General features: G+C 70.7%; 13 protein-coding genes and 1 tRNA gene. 9 read left to right on the top strand and 5 right to left on the bottom strand.

The features are described from left to right. Positions 1–16: 16 nt before the first annotated feature. Both ABD332_RS08815 and ABD332_RS08810 read right to left on the bottom strand, forming a co-directional pair. Positions 17–1147 carry a sensor histidine kinase gene (locus ABD332_RS08815; protein WP_344501295.1) on the bottom strand — a complete coding sequence of 377 codons (1131 nt, stop codon included), beginning with the start codon at positions 1145–1147 and terminating at the stop codon, positions 17–19. Then, entirely contained in the window at positions 1144–1800 is a 657-nt protein-coding gene (locus tag ABD332_RS08810; RefSeq protein ID WP_344501294.1) for a response regulator transcription factor, read from the bottom strand. The genes ABD332_RS08815 and ABD332_RS08810 overlap by 4 nt, the downstream gene beginning before the upstream one ends. 88 nt (positions 1801–1888) lie before the next feature. Here ABD332_RS08810 and ABD332_RS08805 point away from each other — a divergent pair, with 88 nt between their 5' ends. From ABD332_RS08805 to ABD332_RS08790, 4 genes are read left to right on the top strand one after another with little or no spacing between them, the layout of a single operon-like run. Beyond that, complete coding sequence (locus ABD332_RS08805; protein WP_344501293.1) at positions 1889–2353, top strand: hypothetical protein; 465 nt, start codon at positions 1889–1891, stop codon at positions 2351–2353. Continuing rightward, positions 2350–3378, top strand: a complete 1029-nt coding sequence (locus ABD332_RS08800; protein WP_344501292.1) for a peptidoglycan-binding protein — start codon at positions 2350–2352, stop codon at positions 3376–3378. The genes ABD332_RS08805 and ABD332_RS08800 overlap by 4 nt, the downstream gene beginning before the upstream one ends. Then, positions 3375–4025, top strand: coding sequence for an ABC transporter ATP-binding protein (locus ABD332_RS08795; RefSeq protein ID WP_344501291.1), 651 nt, complete (start codon positions 3375–3377; stop codon positions 4023–4025). Before ABD332_RS08800 ends, ABD332_RS08795 begins: the two co-directional genes overlap by 4 nt. Beyond that, positions 4022–5191, top strand: a complete 1170-nt coding sequence (locus tag ABD332_RS08790) for an ABC transporter permease (protein ID WP_344501290.1) — start codon at positions 4022–4024, stop codon at positions 5189–5191. The genes ABD332_RS08795 and ABD332_RS08790 overlap by 4 nt, the downstream gene beginning before the upstream one ends. Here ABD332_RS08790 and deoD read toward each other — a convergent pair. Then, a complete protein-coding gene (gene deoD, locus ABD332_RS08785; RefSeq protein ID WP_344501289.1) occupies positions 5184–5891 on the bottom strand; it encodes a purine-nucleoside phosphorylase in 708 nt (235 codons plus the stop codon). The two genes, ABD332_RS08790 and deoD, sit on opposite strands and share 8 nt — an antisense overlap. A gap of 67 nt (positions 5892–5958) precedes the next feature. Between deoD and ABD332_RS08780 the strand changes: the two genes are divergently transcribed. The 3 genes from ABD332_RS08780 to ABD332_RS08770 all read left to right on the top strand — a co-directional run bounded on the left by ABD332_RS08780 (position 5959) and on the right by ABD332_RS08770 (position 8070). Then, positions 5959–6045: transfer RNA gene (locus ABD332_RS08780), tRNA-Ser, on the top strand. Positions 6046–6414: 369 nt separating this feature from the next. Beyond that, a complete protein-coding gene (locus ABD332_RS08775) occupies positions 6415–6996 on the top strand; it encodes an AlbA family DNA-binding domain-containing protein (RefSeq protein ID WP_344501288.1) in 582 nt (193 codons plus the stop codon). A 57-nt stretch (positions 6997–7053) separates the two neighbouring features. Continuing rightward, the gene (locus ABD332_RS08770; RefSeq protein WP_344501287.1) at positions 7054–8070 is read left to right on the top strand and encodes an ATP-binding protein; all 1017 of its coding nucleotides are present in this window, start codon (positions 7054–7056) and stop codon (positions 8068–8070) included. A 1091-nt stretch (positions 8071–9161) separates the two neighbouring features. Here the strand turns inward: ABD332_RS08770 and mtnA are convergent. Next, positions 9162–10208 carry an S-methyl-5-thioribose-1-phosphate isomerase gene (gene mtnA / locus ABD332_RS08765; RefSeq protein WP_344501286.1) on the bottom strand — a complete coding sequence of 349 codons (1047 nt, stop codon included), beginning with the start codon at positions 10206–10208 and terminating at the stop codon, positions 9162–9164. Between the two features lie 133 nt (positions 10209–10341). Here mtnA and ABD332_RS08760 point away from each other — a divergent pair, with 133 nt between their 5' ends. Both ABD332_RS08760 and ABD332_RS08755 read left to right on the top strand, forming a co-directional pair. Then, the gene (locus ABD332_RS08760; RefSeq protein WP_344501285.1) at positions 10342–10731 is read left to right on the top strand and encodes a hypothetical protein; all 390 of its coding nucleotides are present in this window, start codon (positions 10342–10344) and stop codon (positions 10729–10731) included. A 3-nt stretch (positions 10732–10734) separates the two neighbouring features. Next, positions 10735–11769 (top strand): PHP domain-containing protein, encoded by a 1035-nt coding sequence (locus ABD332_RS08755; RefSeq protein ID WP_344501284.1) that lies wholly within the window; start codon positions 10735–10737, stop codon positions 11767–11769. Here the strand turns inward: ABD332_RS08755 and ABD332_RS08750 are convergent. After that, positions 11665–12657 carry a DMT family transporter gene (locus ABD332_RS08750; protein WP_344501283.1) on the bottom strand — a complete coding sequence of 331 codons (993 nt, stop codon included), beginning with the start codon at positions 12655–12657 and terminating at the stop codon, positions 11665–11667. The two genes, ABD332_RS08755 and ABD332_RS08750, sit on opposite strands and share 105 nt — an antisense overlap. Positions 12658–12716: the final 59 nt, after the last annotated feature.

Raw genomic sequence — 12716 nt, 5'->3', positions numbered from 1 at the left:
CCCCCGACGGTACCAACTAAACGACCGACCGATCGGTTAGTTTGTGTGTGGGCAGGGTCACCGTGACGATGAGCCCGCCGCCGTCGCGGGGCCGCGCGTCGACCCGCCCGCCGTGCGCGACCGCGACCGAGCGCACGATCGACAGGCCCAGCCCCGTGCCCTGCGCCGACCCGGTGCGCCCGCGCAGCCGGCGGAACGGCTCGAACAGCCGCGGCACCTCGTAGGCCGGGATCACCGGGCCGGTGTTCTCCACGACGAGCTCCGCCGAGGCGCCGGCCGTGCGGGTGCGCACCCACACGTCGCCGCCCTCCACGTTGTACGCGAGCGCGTTGTCGACGAGGTTCTGCACCACCCGCTCGAGCAGCACGGGGTCGCCGACGGTCGGCGCCGCGCCCGGCGACACGTCGGTGGCGACACCAGCCGTGACGTGCCGCGCGATCTCCGCGAGGTCCACCGTCTCGTGCACGGTCAGCGCCTGCTCCGAGGCCACCAGGGTGAGCAGCCCGTCGATCAGGCGCTCGTGCCGCGCGTTGACCGCGAGCAGCGTCTCCCCGAGGTGCACGAGCTCCGGCGGCGGCGACGGCCGGCCCAGCGCGACCTCGATCAGCGTGCGGTTGATGGTCAGCGGCGTGCGCAGCTCGTGCGAGGCGCTGGCCACGAACCGGCGCTGCCCGTCGAACGCGCCGTCGAGACGCTCCAGCATCGAGTCGAACGTGTCCGCCAGCTCCTTGATCTCGTCGGCCGGACCCTGCAGCGCGATCCGCTCGTGCAGGCTGCCGCCGGCGACCCGGCGCGCCGTCTCGGTGATCCGCCCGACCGGCCGCAGCGCCCGCTCCGCCATCAGCCAGCCGAACCCGACGCCGATCACCGTCACCGCGCCCAGCGCGATCGAGCCCTGGGTGATCAGCGCGTCGAGGGTGTCCTGCTCGATCCGCGCCTGGCGCGCCGCCAGCTGCTGGACGAACTCGTTGACCGCCACGTTGCCGATCTTGATCTCGGCCGGCAGGTCCGCGGCCGTGCCGGCGCCGCGCTGGTGGATGTTCTCCCGCACCAGGAAGTAGGTGACGCCGAGCAGGATCGTCCCGCCGAGGAGGAAGAGCACGCCGTACAGGACGGTCAACCGCGTCCGGATCCCCAGTCTGTTCATCGGATCTGGTACCCGACGCCGGCCACGGTCTCGATCACCGGCGGGTCGCCGAGCTTGCGGCGCAGCGTCATCACCGTCACCCGCAGCACGTTGGTGAACGGGTCGATGTGCTCGTCCCAGGCGCGTTCGAGGAGCTGCTCGGCGCTGAGCACGGCGCCGCCGGCCCGCAGCAGCTCCTCCAGGACCGCGAACTCCTTGCGGGTCAGCGCCACGTAACGCCCGGCGCGGAACACCTCCCGCCGGTTGGGGTCCAGGCGCAGGTCGCCGCGCTCCAGCACCGGCGGGGTCGCCGCCCTGGCCCGCCGGCCGAGCGCCCGGACCCGCGCGACCAGCTCGGCGAACGCGAACGGCTTGCCGAGGTAGTCGTCGGCGCCGAGGGACAGCCCCTCGACCCGGTCGAGGACCGCGGAGGCGGCCGTCAGCATCAGAATCCGGGTCTCCGGCAGCTCGGCGCTCACCCACCGGCAGACGTCGTCGCCGCCGACCGACGGCAGGTCCCGGTCCAGGACCAGCACGTCGTACTCGTTTACCCCGAGCCGCTCCAGCGCGCCGTCACCGTCGTAGGCGACGTCGACCGCGAACGACTCCCGGCGCAGCCCTTCGGCGACCGCGTCGGCCAGCAGCTGCTCGTCCTCGACCACCAGTACCCGCACGCGATCCATGGTGCCCGCCCGCCGCGTAAGCCCGGGATAAGCCCGCATGCTCACGGCCCGTTTATCGCCGGAGGCGTCTGCTGCCCGCATGAGACGCATCCTGCTGACGACGGCGCTGCTGCTGGCCGCCTGCTCGTCCACCACCGGCCCGTCCGTGGCCACGGCGGGCGGCGGCGCCGCCGCGTCCGCGTCGCCGTCCATCAGCCAGGCCGAGGCCAACCGGCAGTTCGCGCAGTGCATGCGGGAGCACGGCGTCGAGGTGCCCGACCCGGGCCCCGACGGCAGGCTGGAGTTCGGCCCCGGCGTCAACCGCGACAAGGTCGCCGAGGCGATGCCGGCCTGCCAGCGGCTGCTGCCCAACGGCGGCACCCTGAGCAACCTCACCCCCGAGCAGCTCGAGCAGGCCCGCCAGTTCGCCAGGTGCATGCGCGAGCACGGCATCGACATGCCCGACCCTGACCCCGCGACGGGCGTCGGCGACATGGTCAAGCTCGTCGGCAAGCCCGGCTTCCAGGAGGCGGCGAACGCGTGCAAGGGGGTCGTGGGCCGGTGAGGCGCACCCTGCTGATCGCCCTGCCCGTCCTCGCGCTCGCCGGTGCCGGCGGGTGGGTGCTCCTCGACCGCGACCCGGCGCCGGCCGCGGACCGTCCCCCGGCGGCCACGACGAAGATCACCCGCGGGACGCTCACCGAGACCGAGGACGTCGACGGGACCCTCGACTTCGGCCCCGCGACCACCGTGACCGGCCGGCTGCCCGGCATGGTCACCGGCCTGCCCGCCGAGGGGGCCACCGTCGAGCGCGGCCAGCCGCTGCTGCACGTCGACGGCCTGCCGGTGCTGCTCATGTACGACGCGGCGCCGCTGCACCGGTCGCTCCGCGCGGGCGACTCGGGCGCGGACGTCGCGGCGTTCGAGCGCAACCTCTCGGCGCTCGGCTTCAAGGGGTTCACGGCCGACGACTCCTTCACGTCCTCGACGGCGTCGGCGGTGCGGGACTGGCAGGAGCGGCTCGGCCTGCCGGAGACCGGCGTCGTCGAGCTGGGCCGGGTCGTCATGGCGCCCGGGCCGGTCCGGATCGGCGCCGTCAAGGCCCACCTCGGCGACAACGCCACCGGCCCCCTGCTGGAGTGGACCGGGCGGACCCGGCAGGTCACGGTCAGGCTCGACGTCACCAAGCAGCGTCTCGCCTCGGTCGGCGACCAGGCCACCGTGAAGCTGCCCGACGGCGCCACCGTGCCCGGGACCATCACCGCGATCGGCGCCGTCGCCACCGTGCAGCCCGGGCCGCCGTCGATCGTGACCGTCGACGTCACCGTGACGCTGCCGTCCCAGGACGCCCTCGGCGCCTACTCGTCGGCGCCCGTCGACGTCACGCTGGTCTCGCAGCGGCGCGACGGCGTGCTCATCGTGCCGGTCGGGGCGCTGGTCGCGCTCGCCGAGGGCGGCTACGGGCTGCAGCTCGTCGACGGCCCCGCGATGCGCACGGTCGCCGTCACCACCGGGCTGTTCGCCGCGGGCCGGGTCGAGGTCTCGGGCCCCGACGTCCGCGAGGGGCTCACCGTCGGGACCGCCGGATGATCCGCCTGGAGGACGTGCGGAAGTCGTACACCGGCGGCATCACGGCACTGGACGGCGTGTCGTTGTCGGTCGAGGCCGGCGAGATGCTCGCGATCGTGGGTCCCTCCGGCTCCGGGAAGTCGACGATGCTCAACCTCATCGGCACCCTGGACCGGCCCACCAGCGGCTCGGTCTCGATCGACGGCCTCGATGTCGGGACGCTCCCCGACGACCGGCTGTCCCGGCTGCGGGCGACGACGATCGGCTTCGTCTTCCAGCAGTTCCACCTGGCGGCCGGGGTGCGCGCGGTCGACGACGTCGCCGACGGGCTGCTCTACGCGGGGGTGCGGCTCGCCGATCGGCGGCGGCTCGCCCTGGTGGCGCTGGACCGGGTCGGGCTCGGGCACCGGGCCACGCATCGGCCGCACGAGCTGTCCGGGGGCGAGCGGCAGCGGGTGGCGGTCGCCCGGGCCGTCGTGGGCTCGCCGGCGCTGCTGCTGGCCGACGAGCCGACCGGCAACCTCGACACCGCGGCGGGTGCCGGCGTGCTGTCGCTGTTGCGCGAGCTGCACGCCGCCGGGACGACCGTCGTGGTGATCACGCACGACCTGGACATCGCGGCCGCCCTGCCCCGCCGGGTGCGGATGCGCGACGGGAGGATCCTGTGAGGCTCTCGTTCTTGGATGTCGTGCGCGTGGGCACGGCCGGGCTGCGGACGCGGCCGCTGCGGGTGGTGCTGTCGGCGCTGGGTGTCGCGATCGGGATCGCGGCGATGGTGGCCGTCGTGGGGATCTCCACGTCGAGCCGGGCGTCGCTGGACCGGTCGCTGGACGCCCTGGGCACCAACCTCCTGACCGTCGGCCCCGGGAAGTCGTTCTTCGGCGAGGAGTCGCACCTGCCGTCGTCGGCGCCGGCGATGGTGTCCCGGATCGGGCCGGTGACCTCGGTGTCCTCGACCGGGCGGGTCGCGTCCGCGCGGGTGTACCGCACGGACCGCATCCCCGCCTCGTCGACGGGCGGCATCGCCGTCCTGGCGGCGTCACCTTCGCTGCTGCCCACCGTGGGCGGCGCGGTGGCGTCGGGCTCGTGGCTCGGCTCCGGCGCCGCGCCCGTGGTGGTGCTGGGCTCGCGGACGGCGTCCCTGCTCGGCGTCTCGTCCCCTGGGCTGCGCGTATGGCTGGGAGAGCGGTGGTTCACCGTCGTGGGGGTTCTTTCGCCGGTACCGCTGGCGCCCGCGCTGGACACGGCTGCGCTCATCAGCTGGTCGGCGGCCGCCCAGCTCGACTTCGACGGCTACCCGACGACGATCTACGCCCGCACCCGCCCGGACGCCGTGACCGCGGTGGCGTCGGTCCTCGCCGCCACCGCGAACCCTTCGGCTCCTAACGAGGTGCAGGTCTCCCGCCCGTCGGACGCCCTGGCCGCCCGTTCCGCCGTGGACCGGGCGTTCACCGGCCTGCTGCTCGGCCTCGGCGCGGTGGCGCTGCTGGTCGGCGGGGTCGGCGTCGCCAACACGATGGTCATCTCCGTGCTGGAGCGCCGCGCCGAGATCGGCCTGCGCCGGGCCCTGGGCGCCCGGCGGGCCCAGATCCGGCTGCAGTTCCTCACCGAGTCGCTGCTGCTGTCGCTGCTCGGCGGCCTCGGCGGCGCGCTGCTCGGCGCCGCCGTGACCGTCCTCTACGCGCTGCTGCGGTCCTGGCCTGCGGTGGTGCCTCTGTGGGCGGTGGGCGCTTCGCTGGTCGCCACGCTGATCGTCGGCGTGCTGGCCGGGCTGGCGCCCGCGGTGCGGGCCGCCCGGCTCTCGCCCACGCTCGCCCTGGTGTCGGCTACTTGACGATCGCCTCGAGGGCGATCTCGACCATCTGGCTGAACGTCTGCTCCCGCTCCTGCGCGGAGGTCCGCTCGCCCGTCTTGATGTGGTCGCTGACCGTCAGCAGCGTCAGCGCCTTCGCCTGGAACCGCGCGGCGATCGTGTACAGCGCCGCCGACTCCATCTCGACGGCGAGCACACCGTAGTCGGCGAGCTTGTCGTACAGGTCGGGCCGGTCCGTGTAGAACGCGTCCGCGGCCAGGATCGGCCCGACCCGCATGGTGATGCCCTTGGCCTCGGCCACGTCGACCGCCGCGCGCAGCAGCCCGAAGTCCGCGACCGGCGCGTAGTCGATCAGCCCGTCGAACCTGGCCCGGTTCATGTTCGAGTCGGTGCTCGACCCGATCGCCGCCACCACGTCCCGCAGCTGCAGCGACTCGACCAGCGCCCCACAGCTCCCGACCCTGACCAGCGACTTCACCCCGTAGTCGTTGATCAGCTCATGCGCGTAGATGCTGGCCGACGGCATCCCCATCCCGGACCCCTGAACGCTGACCCGCGTCCCCCGGAACGTCCCCGTGTACCCAAACATGTTCCGCACCGTCGAGTAACACGACGCCCCCTCCAGGAACGTCTCGGCGATCCACTTGGCCCGCAGGGGGTCCCCCGGCATCAGGACAAGTTCGGCGATCTCGCCCGGCTCAGCGCCAATGTGCGTGCTCATGCCCCCGATCCTGCCAAACGGCTATCCCCCGCGCAGACGCGGATGGGCATCCGGTAGCCTTCTCGGCGGTGGCGTGTCCGAGTGGCCTAAGGAGCACGCCTCGAAAGCGTGTGAAGGTGCAAGCCTTCCCGGGGTTCGAATCCCCGCGCCACCGCACTCGGCCAGCACGAACGCCCGGCATCTCCTAACGGAGACGACCGGGCGTTCGGCATTCCAGTCTCATTTCGTCTCAGTTGTGGCAGGGTGCTCTGTGCACCGTTGGCGGCCACGGAGCATCCAGGGCGACCAGTCGACGATCCTCTCCTGTACTTCGGTCGCCCCTCGCTGTACTACACGCAACGTGCTGTACTACACCGACCGTGTCATGCTGTAGTACAAAACACAGCTCTGTACTACAGCCTGTTGCACAGGCCCGCGAGAGGAAGCACGCATGATCCCGGCGGATGTTCCTGCCCTGCTCACCGAGCTACAGCAGCTCGGCAACGATCACTTCCTCTGCTAGGTCAAGCGGTCCCAGGGGGGATTGCCCGCCACACTCTGGGAGACGATCAGCGCGTTCGCCAACGCTCAGGGTGGCTGCATCCTGTTGGGTGTCGATGAAAAGTCCGGCTTCGCCGCCGTCGGTGTCACCGACGCCGGGGCGATGGAGAGCCAGATCGGCGCGGTGTGCTCCGAGATGGAGCCGGCCGTCCGGGCGGAGATCTTTACGGTCGCCATCGATGGCAAGAACGTTGTCGCCTGCTACGTGCCACCGACACCACGCGATCAGCGCCCGTGCCACAAGCGAAGCCTCGGACCCTGGGCCGGGTCACGGATCCGGGTCGGTGATGGGGACCGGCGGCTGACCGACTACGAGGTCGCTGTGCTGCTCGCGAACCGTACCGAGCAGAAGCACGACGTCCGGGCGATGTCAGATGCCAGCATCGCGGATCTGGACCAGGAGGCACTCGGTCGATTTCTTCACCGGATTCGCGAGACCAGGGGTGAGATCTTCCGAAAGGTCGACGACGAGCGCGCTCTGACCATGCTCAACGTCTTGACCGTTCACGACGGCAGGTCCGTGCCGACGCTGGCCGGCTTGCTGGCGTTCGGCGTCTATCCGTAGACCTTCGAGCCCCAGCTCAACCTCACCTTCGTCGCCTATCCCACCAGCGAACCCGGCGTGCTGGGCCCCGCCGGTGAACGGTTCACCGAGAACCGGTCGGTGGATGGCTCGATCCCGTTCATCGTGAACGAGTGCGTGCGCATCCTGAAGCGCAACATGAAGCGGCGCAGCATCATCTCTGGCATCTTCCGCATCGACGAGTGGGAGTATCCCGAGGAGGTCCTGCGCGAGGCGCTGGTCAACGCGCTGGTCCACCGCGACTACTCCGACTTCGCACGCGGCATGCAGGTCCAGGTCGAGATGTACCCCGATCGGCTCGTGATCCGTAACCCCGGCGGGCTCTACGGGCCGGTCGACGTCGGTGTGCTGGGCATTACCGGCGTCACGTCATCACGGAACAAGGCCCTGCTCAAGATCCTGGAGGACACGCCGTACTTCGACGGTCACATGGTGTGCGAGAACCGCGGAAGCGGAATCACCCGCATCCGGATCGCACTCACCGAGGCCGGCATGGAGCCACCGCATTTCACCGACTCGGTCTCATCGTTCACCGCAGAGTTCCCGAACCACACACTGCTCGACCAGGAAGCGCTCGAATGGTTGCAGTCTCTCGACAACCGGCCGCTGTCGCGGTCGCAAATGAGCGCCCTGGTGATGATGCGAAACGGTGTCGTGATGACGAACAGCGCCTATCGAGCGTCCACCGGCGTTCAGGACAGCCGAACGGTCACTCGCGAGCTACGGGACCTTGTCGAGCGGGGCCTGATCGAACAGGAGGGAACGCGGGGCACGACAACGTATCGCCTTCCGTCGAATGATCCGCTTCAGACGGAACAGACTGACGAGCCGGTAACGACGGATGACGACCTGACTCGGAACTCGGCTCGAGTGATGGCCGGGCTCTCCGCCGAAGGTTCGTCTCGAAGCGAGATCGAGGAGCGCACCGGCCTGAAGCCGCACCAGGTCTTTCGCGCCTTGAAGGCGCTTCGGGAACGGGGTCTGGTGGAGATGACCGGCCAGCCACGATCGCGGACCGCTCGCTATCGGCGGGTACCGCAAATTCCGGAAGCCTGAGGTCGCGCGCTCCGCCGCGAGAGCCAACCTTCAACCCATCGAGGTCGTCTCAGTTGTCGTCTCATTCGCCAGCGTCCACCGGCGGCCCAGGCGGTCCATGTCACCTTGCCGCACCTGGTCACGGACGGTGGGGACGGCTCCCGGACGCGGGTGGGCAGACCTCGAAAGCGTGTGAAGGTGCAAGCCTTCCCGGGGTTCGAATCCCCGCGCCACCGCACTCGGCCAGCTCAGACGCCCGGCGGTCCCCACAGACCGACCGGGCGTTTGGCGTTTCAAGATCGCTAGTCCCAGTTGAGCTTCGAACCGAGATGTGGGATCACTGCCTCACGCGGCTCAGGCTTTGACCGCGCAGGCCGTCCAGGCCCGAGCCCGGCTGCTCGCGACACTCCCTTGACAGACATTGGTCAATGCCCCGCTTTGCGGCTTTTGCTCCATAGACGTTGCGCGATCCACCCCCAGTTCGATCTCTGAAATAGGGGTGGATCGCGCAACGTCGATCCGGGAAAAGGAGTATTCCGGGGCATTGACCAACGTCTGCATCGCGGGAGCTCCGGGTACTCCAGCTGCGATGCCTCCGCAGGGCGCCGGACCCGCGGACGTGGATTTGAAGAGCACGACGGCCGGGATCAGCGTGCGCTCGGCCTTGTCGAGCAATGGCTGGCGTTGGAGTCCGCGCCTTGAGTCCTTCCCGGTTCGAGCGCCGGCGTGGGCTGGTCGGTGGCATCACGGTCGAAGATTGCCACCAAGGGCGACGCCTTGATCTGCTGAACGAGGGCGTCTGAAGCATCCTGCCGCTACCGCGGCGATCGCATCGTCGGGTTCACAGGAAGGCCGAGGCGGCCAGGCGCTGCGCCTCGGCGATGCAGGGTCGACAGTGGGACACCGAGACGGGCTGCGAGGTCGGTCGCCGGATACTCGTCGTGCGGGTGCAGGTAAAGCCAGGTCAGCGGCTCGGCCTGATGCCGCGAGCAGAACAGCGGCGGCAGGCTCGGCGCTTCACTACGCATAAACGCAATGTGTCTCCCAGTTGAGTGGAGCAACTCACGACACGGCGATGTCCCTGTGCGGCGACGCGGGCGTGCGACTTGTGGTCATTGCTCGAGTGCCGGGTGGGTTGCGGGGTGGGGCAGGCGCGAGGGGGCGGTGCGCGGGGAGTCGGCGGCGTGGTGGGCAGGGCGGGGTGGGGTGGGGTACCAGATGCGGGTGTCGGTGACGATGGCGGTGACCAGGGAGGCGGGGGTCACGTCGAAGGCGGGGTTCACCGCGGGGGTGGCTGGAGGGGCGGTGGTGCCGACGACTTCGGCCGGGCCGCGGTCCTCGATCTCCACGTCGGCGCCGGTGGGGGTGGAGAGGTCGACGGTGGATTCGGGGGCGACGCAGATGAAGGGGATGCCGGCGGCGCGGGCGCCCAGGGCGTGGGCGTAGCTGCCGACCTTGTTGACCACGTCGCCGTTGGCGCAGATGCGGTCGGCGCCGAGGATGACGGCGTCGATCTCGCCGCGGGCCATGAGGAAGGGGCCGGCGGAGTCGACGGACAGGCGGTGGGGGATGCCGGCCCGGGCGAGCTCCCAGGTGGTCAGGCGGGCGCCCTGCAGGAGGGGGCGGGTCTCGCTGGCGGTGACGCTCGCGAGGGTGCCGCGGCGGTGCAGCTCGAAGGCGACGGCGAGGGCGGTGCCGCCGACGACGGTGGCCAGGGCGCCGGTGTTGCAGTGGGTCAGGAGGCGGGCGGACGAGCCGCAGAGGGAGGTGACCAGGTCGGCGCCGCGGCGGGCCATCTCGGTGGAGGAATGGATCTCCTCGTCGCGCACGCGCAGCGCCTCGGCCAGCACGGCGGGGAAGGACGGCAGGTGGGCGGCGGCGCGGTCGACGCCGCGGGCGAGATTGACGGCGGTCGGGCGGGCGGTGGCCAGGCGGTGCACCAGGTCGCGGACGACCGCGGGGTCGGAGGACGAGGCGGCCGCCAGGGCGACGCCCATCGCGCCGGCCACGCCGAGGGCCGGTGCGCCGCGCACGGCCAGGCGTTTGATGGCGTCGACCAGTTCATCCACAGTGGACAGGCGGAGGTGGACCAGCTCGGACGGCAGCAGGGTCTGGTCGATAAGGACGACGGCGTCGTCGATCCAGTCGATCGTTCGCATGTCAACTCCCAACGGTCATGATTTTCGGAAACGGCCAACACGAAACGTTGACGGGCGTACATTCGCGGTTATGAGCACCGGATTGGCGCTCGCGACGGTCTTGGGTCTGATGACGGTTGGGCCGGTCGCGTTGATGAGAATTCCGACAAACCTGCAGCTGACGGTCACCGACACGGCCCTGGTCATCGAGCCGCAGGGGCTGGACAGCTGGTGGACGGGGACAGGAAGGGTCGAGGTGCCGGTCGAGGAGATCGCCTCGATCAGGATCGTGCCGCGGTCCGAGGCGCCGGCGGTGGCCAAGCGGCTGCGGCCGGGGGCGCTGCACATCGACGGGGTGATCACGGCGGGCGTGCACGACGGCACGTTCTGGGACGTGCGCGGCGGCGACCAGCTGCTGATGATCACCTGCCGGCCGGAGTCCCGGCACAAGGCTTTGGTGCTGCAGTTCGCCAACCCGTTCGCGACACTGACGAGGACACGGACGGTGGTCGCGCACCGGCCGTCGAGGAGCACTACCTTCTAGAGCATGAGGGATCCGCTCGCCGATCTGCGGCGCATCGCGTTCCTGCTGGAGCGAGCCGGCGAGAAGACCTACCGGGTGCGCGCGTTCCGCGGCGCGGCGGCGACCCTGGCGAAGCTGCCGGAGGGCGAGCTGGCCGCGCGGGCGGGCAACGGCACGCTGAAGGACCTGCAGGGCGTCGGCGAGGTGACCGCCCGGTGCGTGGTCGAGTCGCTCGCCGGCGAGGAGCCGGTCTACCTGCGCCGCCTGGAGTCGACCGCCGGGCAGGACCTCGACGAGGCGACCGCCGCGATGCTGGCGGCGCTGCGCGGTGACTGTCACGCGCACTCGGACTGGTCCGACGGCGGGTCGCCGATCGACGAGATGGCCCTGGCGGCGGCCGCGATCGGGCACGAATACCTGGTGCTCACCGACCACTCGCCGCGGCTGACGGTGGCCCGGGGGCTGTCGGCGGAGCGGCTCGCCGAGCAGCTCGACGTGGTCGCCGACCTCAACGCGGGCTTCGCGGAGCTGGGCATGCAGTTCCGGATCCTGACGGGCATCGAGGTCGACATCCTCGCCGACGGCTCGCTCGACCAGACCGACGAGCTGCTGGAGCGGCTCGACGTGGTGGTCGGGTCGGTGCACAGCAACCTGAAGGACGAGCCGGACGTGATGACCCGCCGCATGGTCACCGCTCTGGCCAACCCGCACCTGGACATTCTGGGCCACTGCACCGGGCGCCTTATCACGGGCGGTCGTGGCACCAGGCCAGAAAGCCGGTTCCATCCGGAGCAGGTCTTCGAGAAGGCCGTCGAGCACGACAAGGCGATCGAGATCAACTCGCGGCCGGAGCGGCTCGACCCGCCGAAGCGCCTGCTTCGGGTCGCGCTCGAGACGGGGTGCAAATTCTCGATCGACACCGACGCGCACGCGCCCGGGCAGCTCGACTGGCTGTCAAACGGCTGCGCGCGTGCCGTCGCCTGCGGGGTGCCGCTCGACCGGATCGTCAACACGCTTCCGGCCGCCGACCTTAAAAGCTGGACCCAATCGCACAAATAGCCCCTGCGAGATGCCGACGCCGCACAGGACGATGATGCCGCCGACCGGCTGGTTCCAGGTCAGGTGCTCGTGCAGGACGACGACGCCGGCCACGGCGCCGACGAAGGGCGGCAGGTAGGTCACCATCGAGCCGGTGGTGATCCCGGCGGTCCGCACGACGTGGTTGTTCAGGGCGAAGGCGATCCCGGTGCCGAACACGCCGAGCGCGACGACCGCCAGGTAGACCCGCGGCGAGTGCGACAGCGGCGACGGCGGCGCCCCGGCGATCAGCGGCGCCGCGACCAGCAGCTGCAGCGTCGACATGGTGAGCTGACCGACCGACAGCTGCAGGGCCGACAGCTCGAAGTTCTTCATGAGCCAGCGGGTGTAGTTGAACGCGATGCCGTAGCAGGTGACCGCGCCGAGGAGCATCAGCTGGCCGGCCAGCGACGAGCCGCCCACCCCGTTCCAGACGCCGAGGACCACCAGTACACCGGCGAAACCGGCGAGAAGTCCGAGGATCTGCCGCCGGGAGGGGCGCTCGGACCGCATCGCGACCAGGGTCACGACGAGCGTGGTGAGCGGGGCGGTGCCGTTCCAGATGCCGGCGAGGACCGACGGGACCCGCTGCTCCGCGTAGCCGAAGAGCGTGAAGGGCACCGTGGTGGCGACGGTCGCGTAGACGAACAGGTGGACCCAGAGGCGGAGCCCTCGCGGCGGGCGCAGGCCGCGGGCGAACAGGAAGATCAGCAGGGTGAGCGCACCGAGAAGGATCCGGTAGCCGGCGACGTACACCGGCTCGAGCTCGACCAGCGCGTCCTTGATGAACATGAAGCTGGTGCCCCAGATCAGGGCGACGGCCAGGAAGGCCGGAAGCCAGCGGGACGCGTCAGGAGCAGGAGACGTCATGGGCCTTACTTTGCTCCCGTCGAAAACAAAAAGTCGCGCGGATTTCGGACGTCTGGGCG

It is taken from the genome of Dactylosporangium maewongense (assembly GCF_039531485.1).
GTDB classification, from domain to species: domain Bacteria; phylum Actinomycetota; class Actinomycetes; order Mycobacteriales; family Micromonosporaceae; genus Dactylosporangium; species Dactylosporangium maewongense.
The sequence above is the reverse complement of the archived record's forward strand: the minus strand, read 5'-3'. Positions and strand labels throughout refer to the sequence as shown.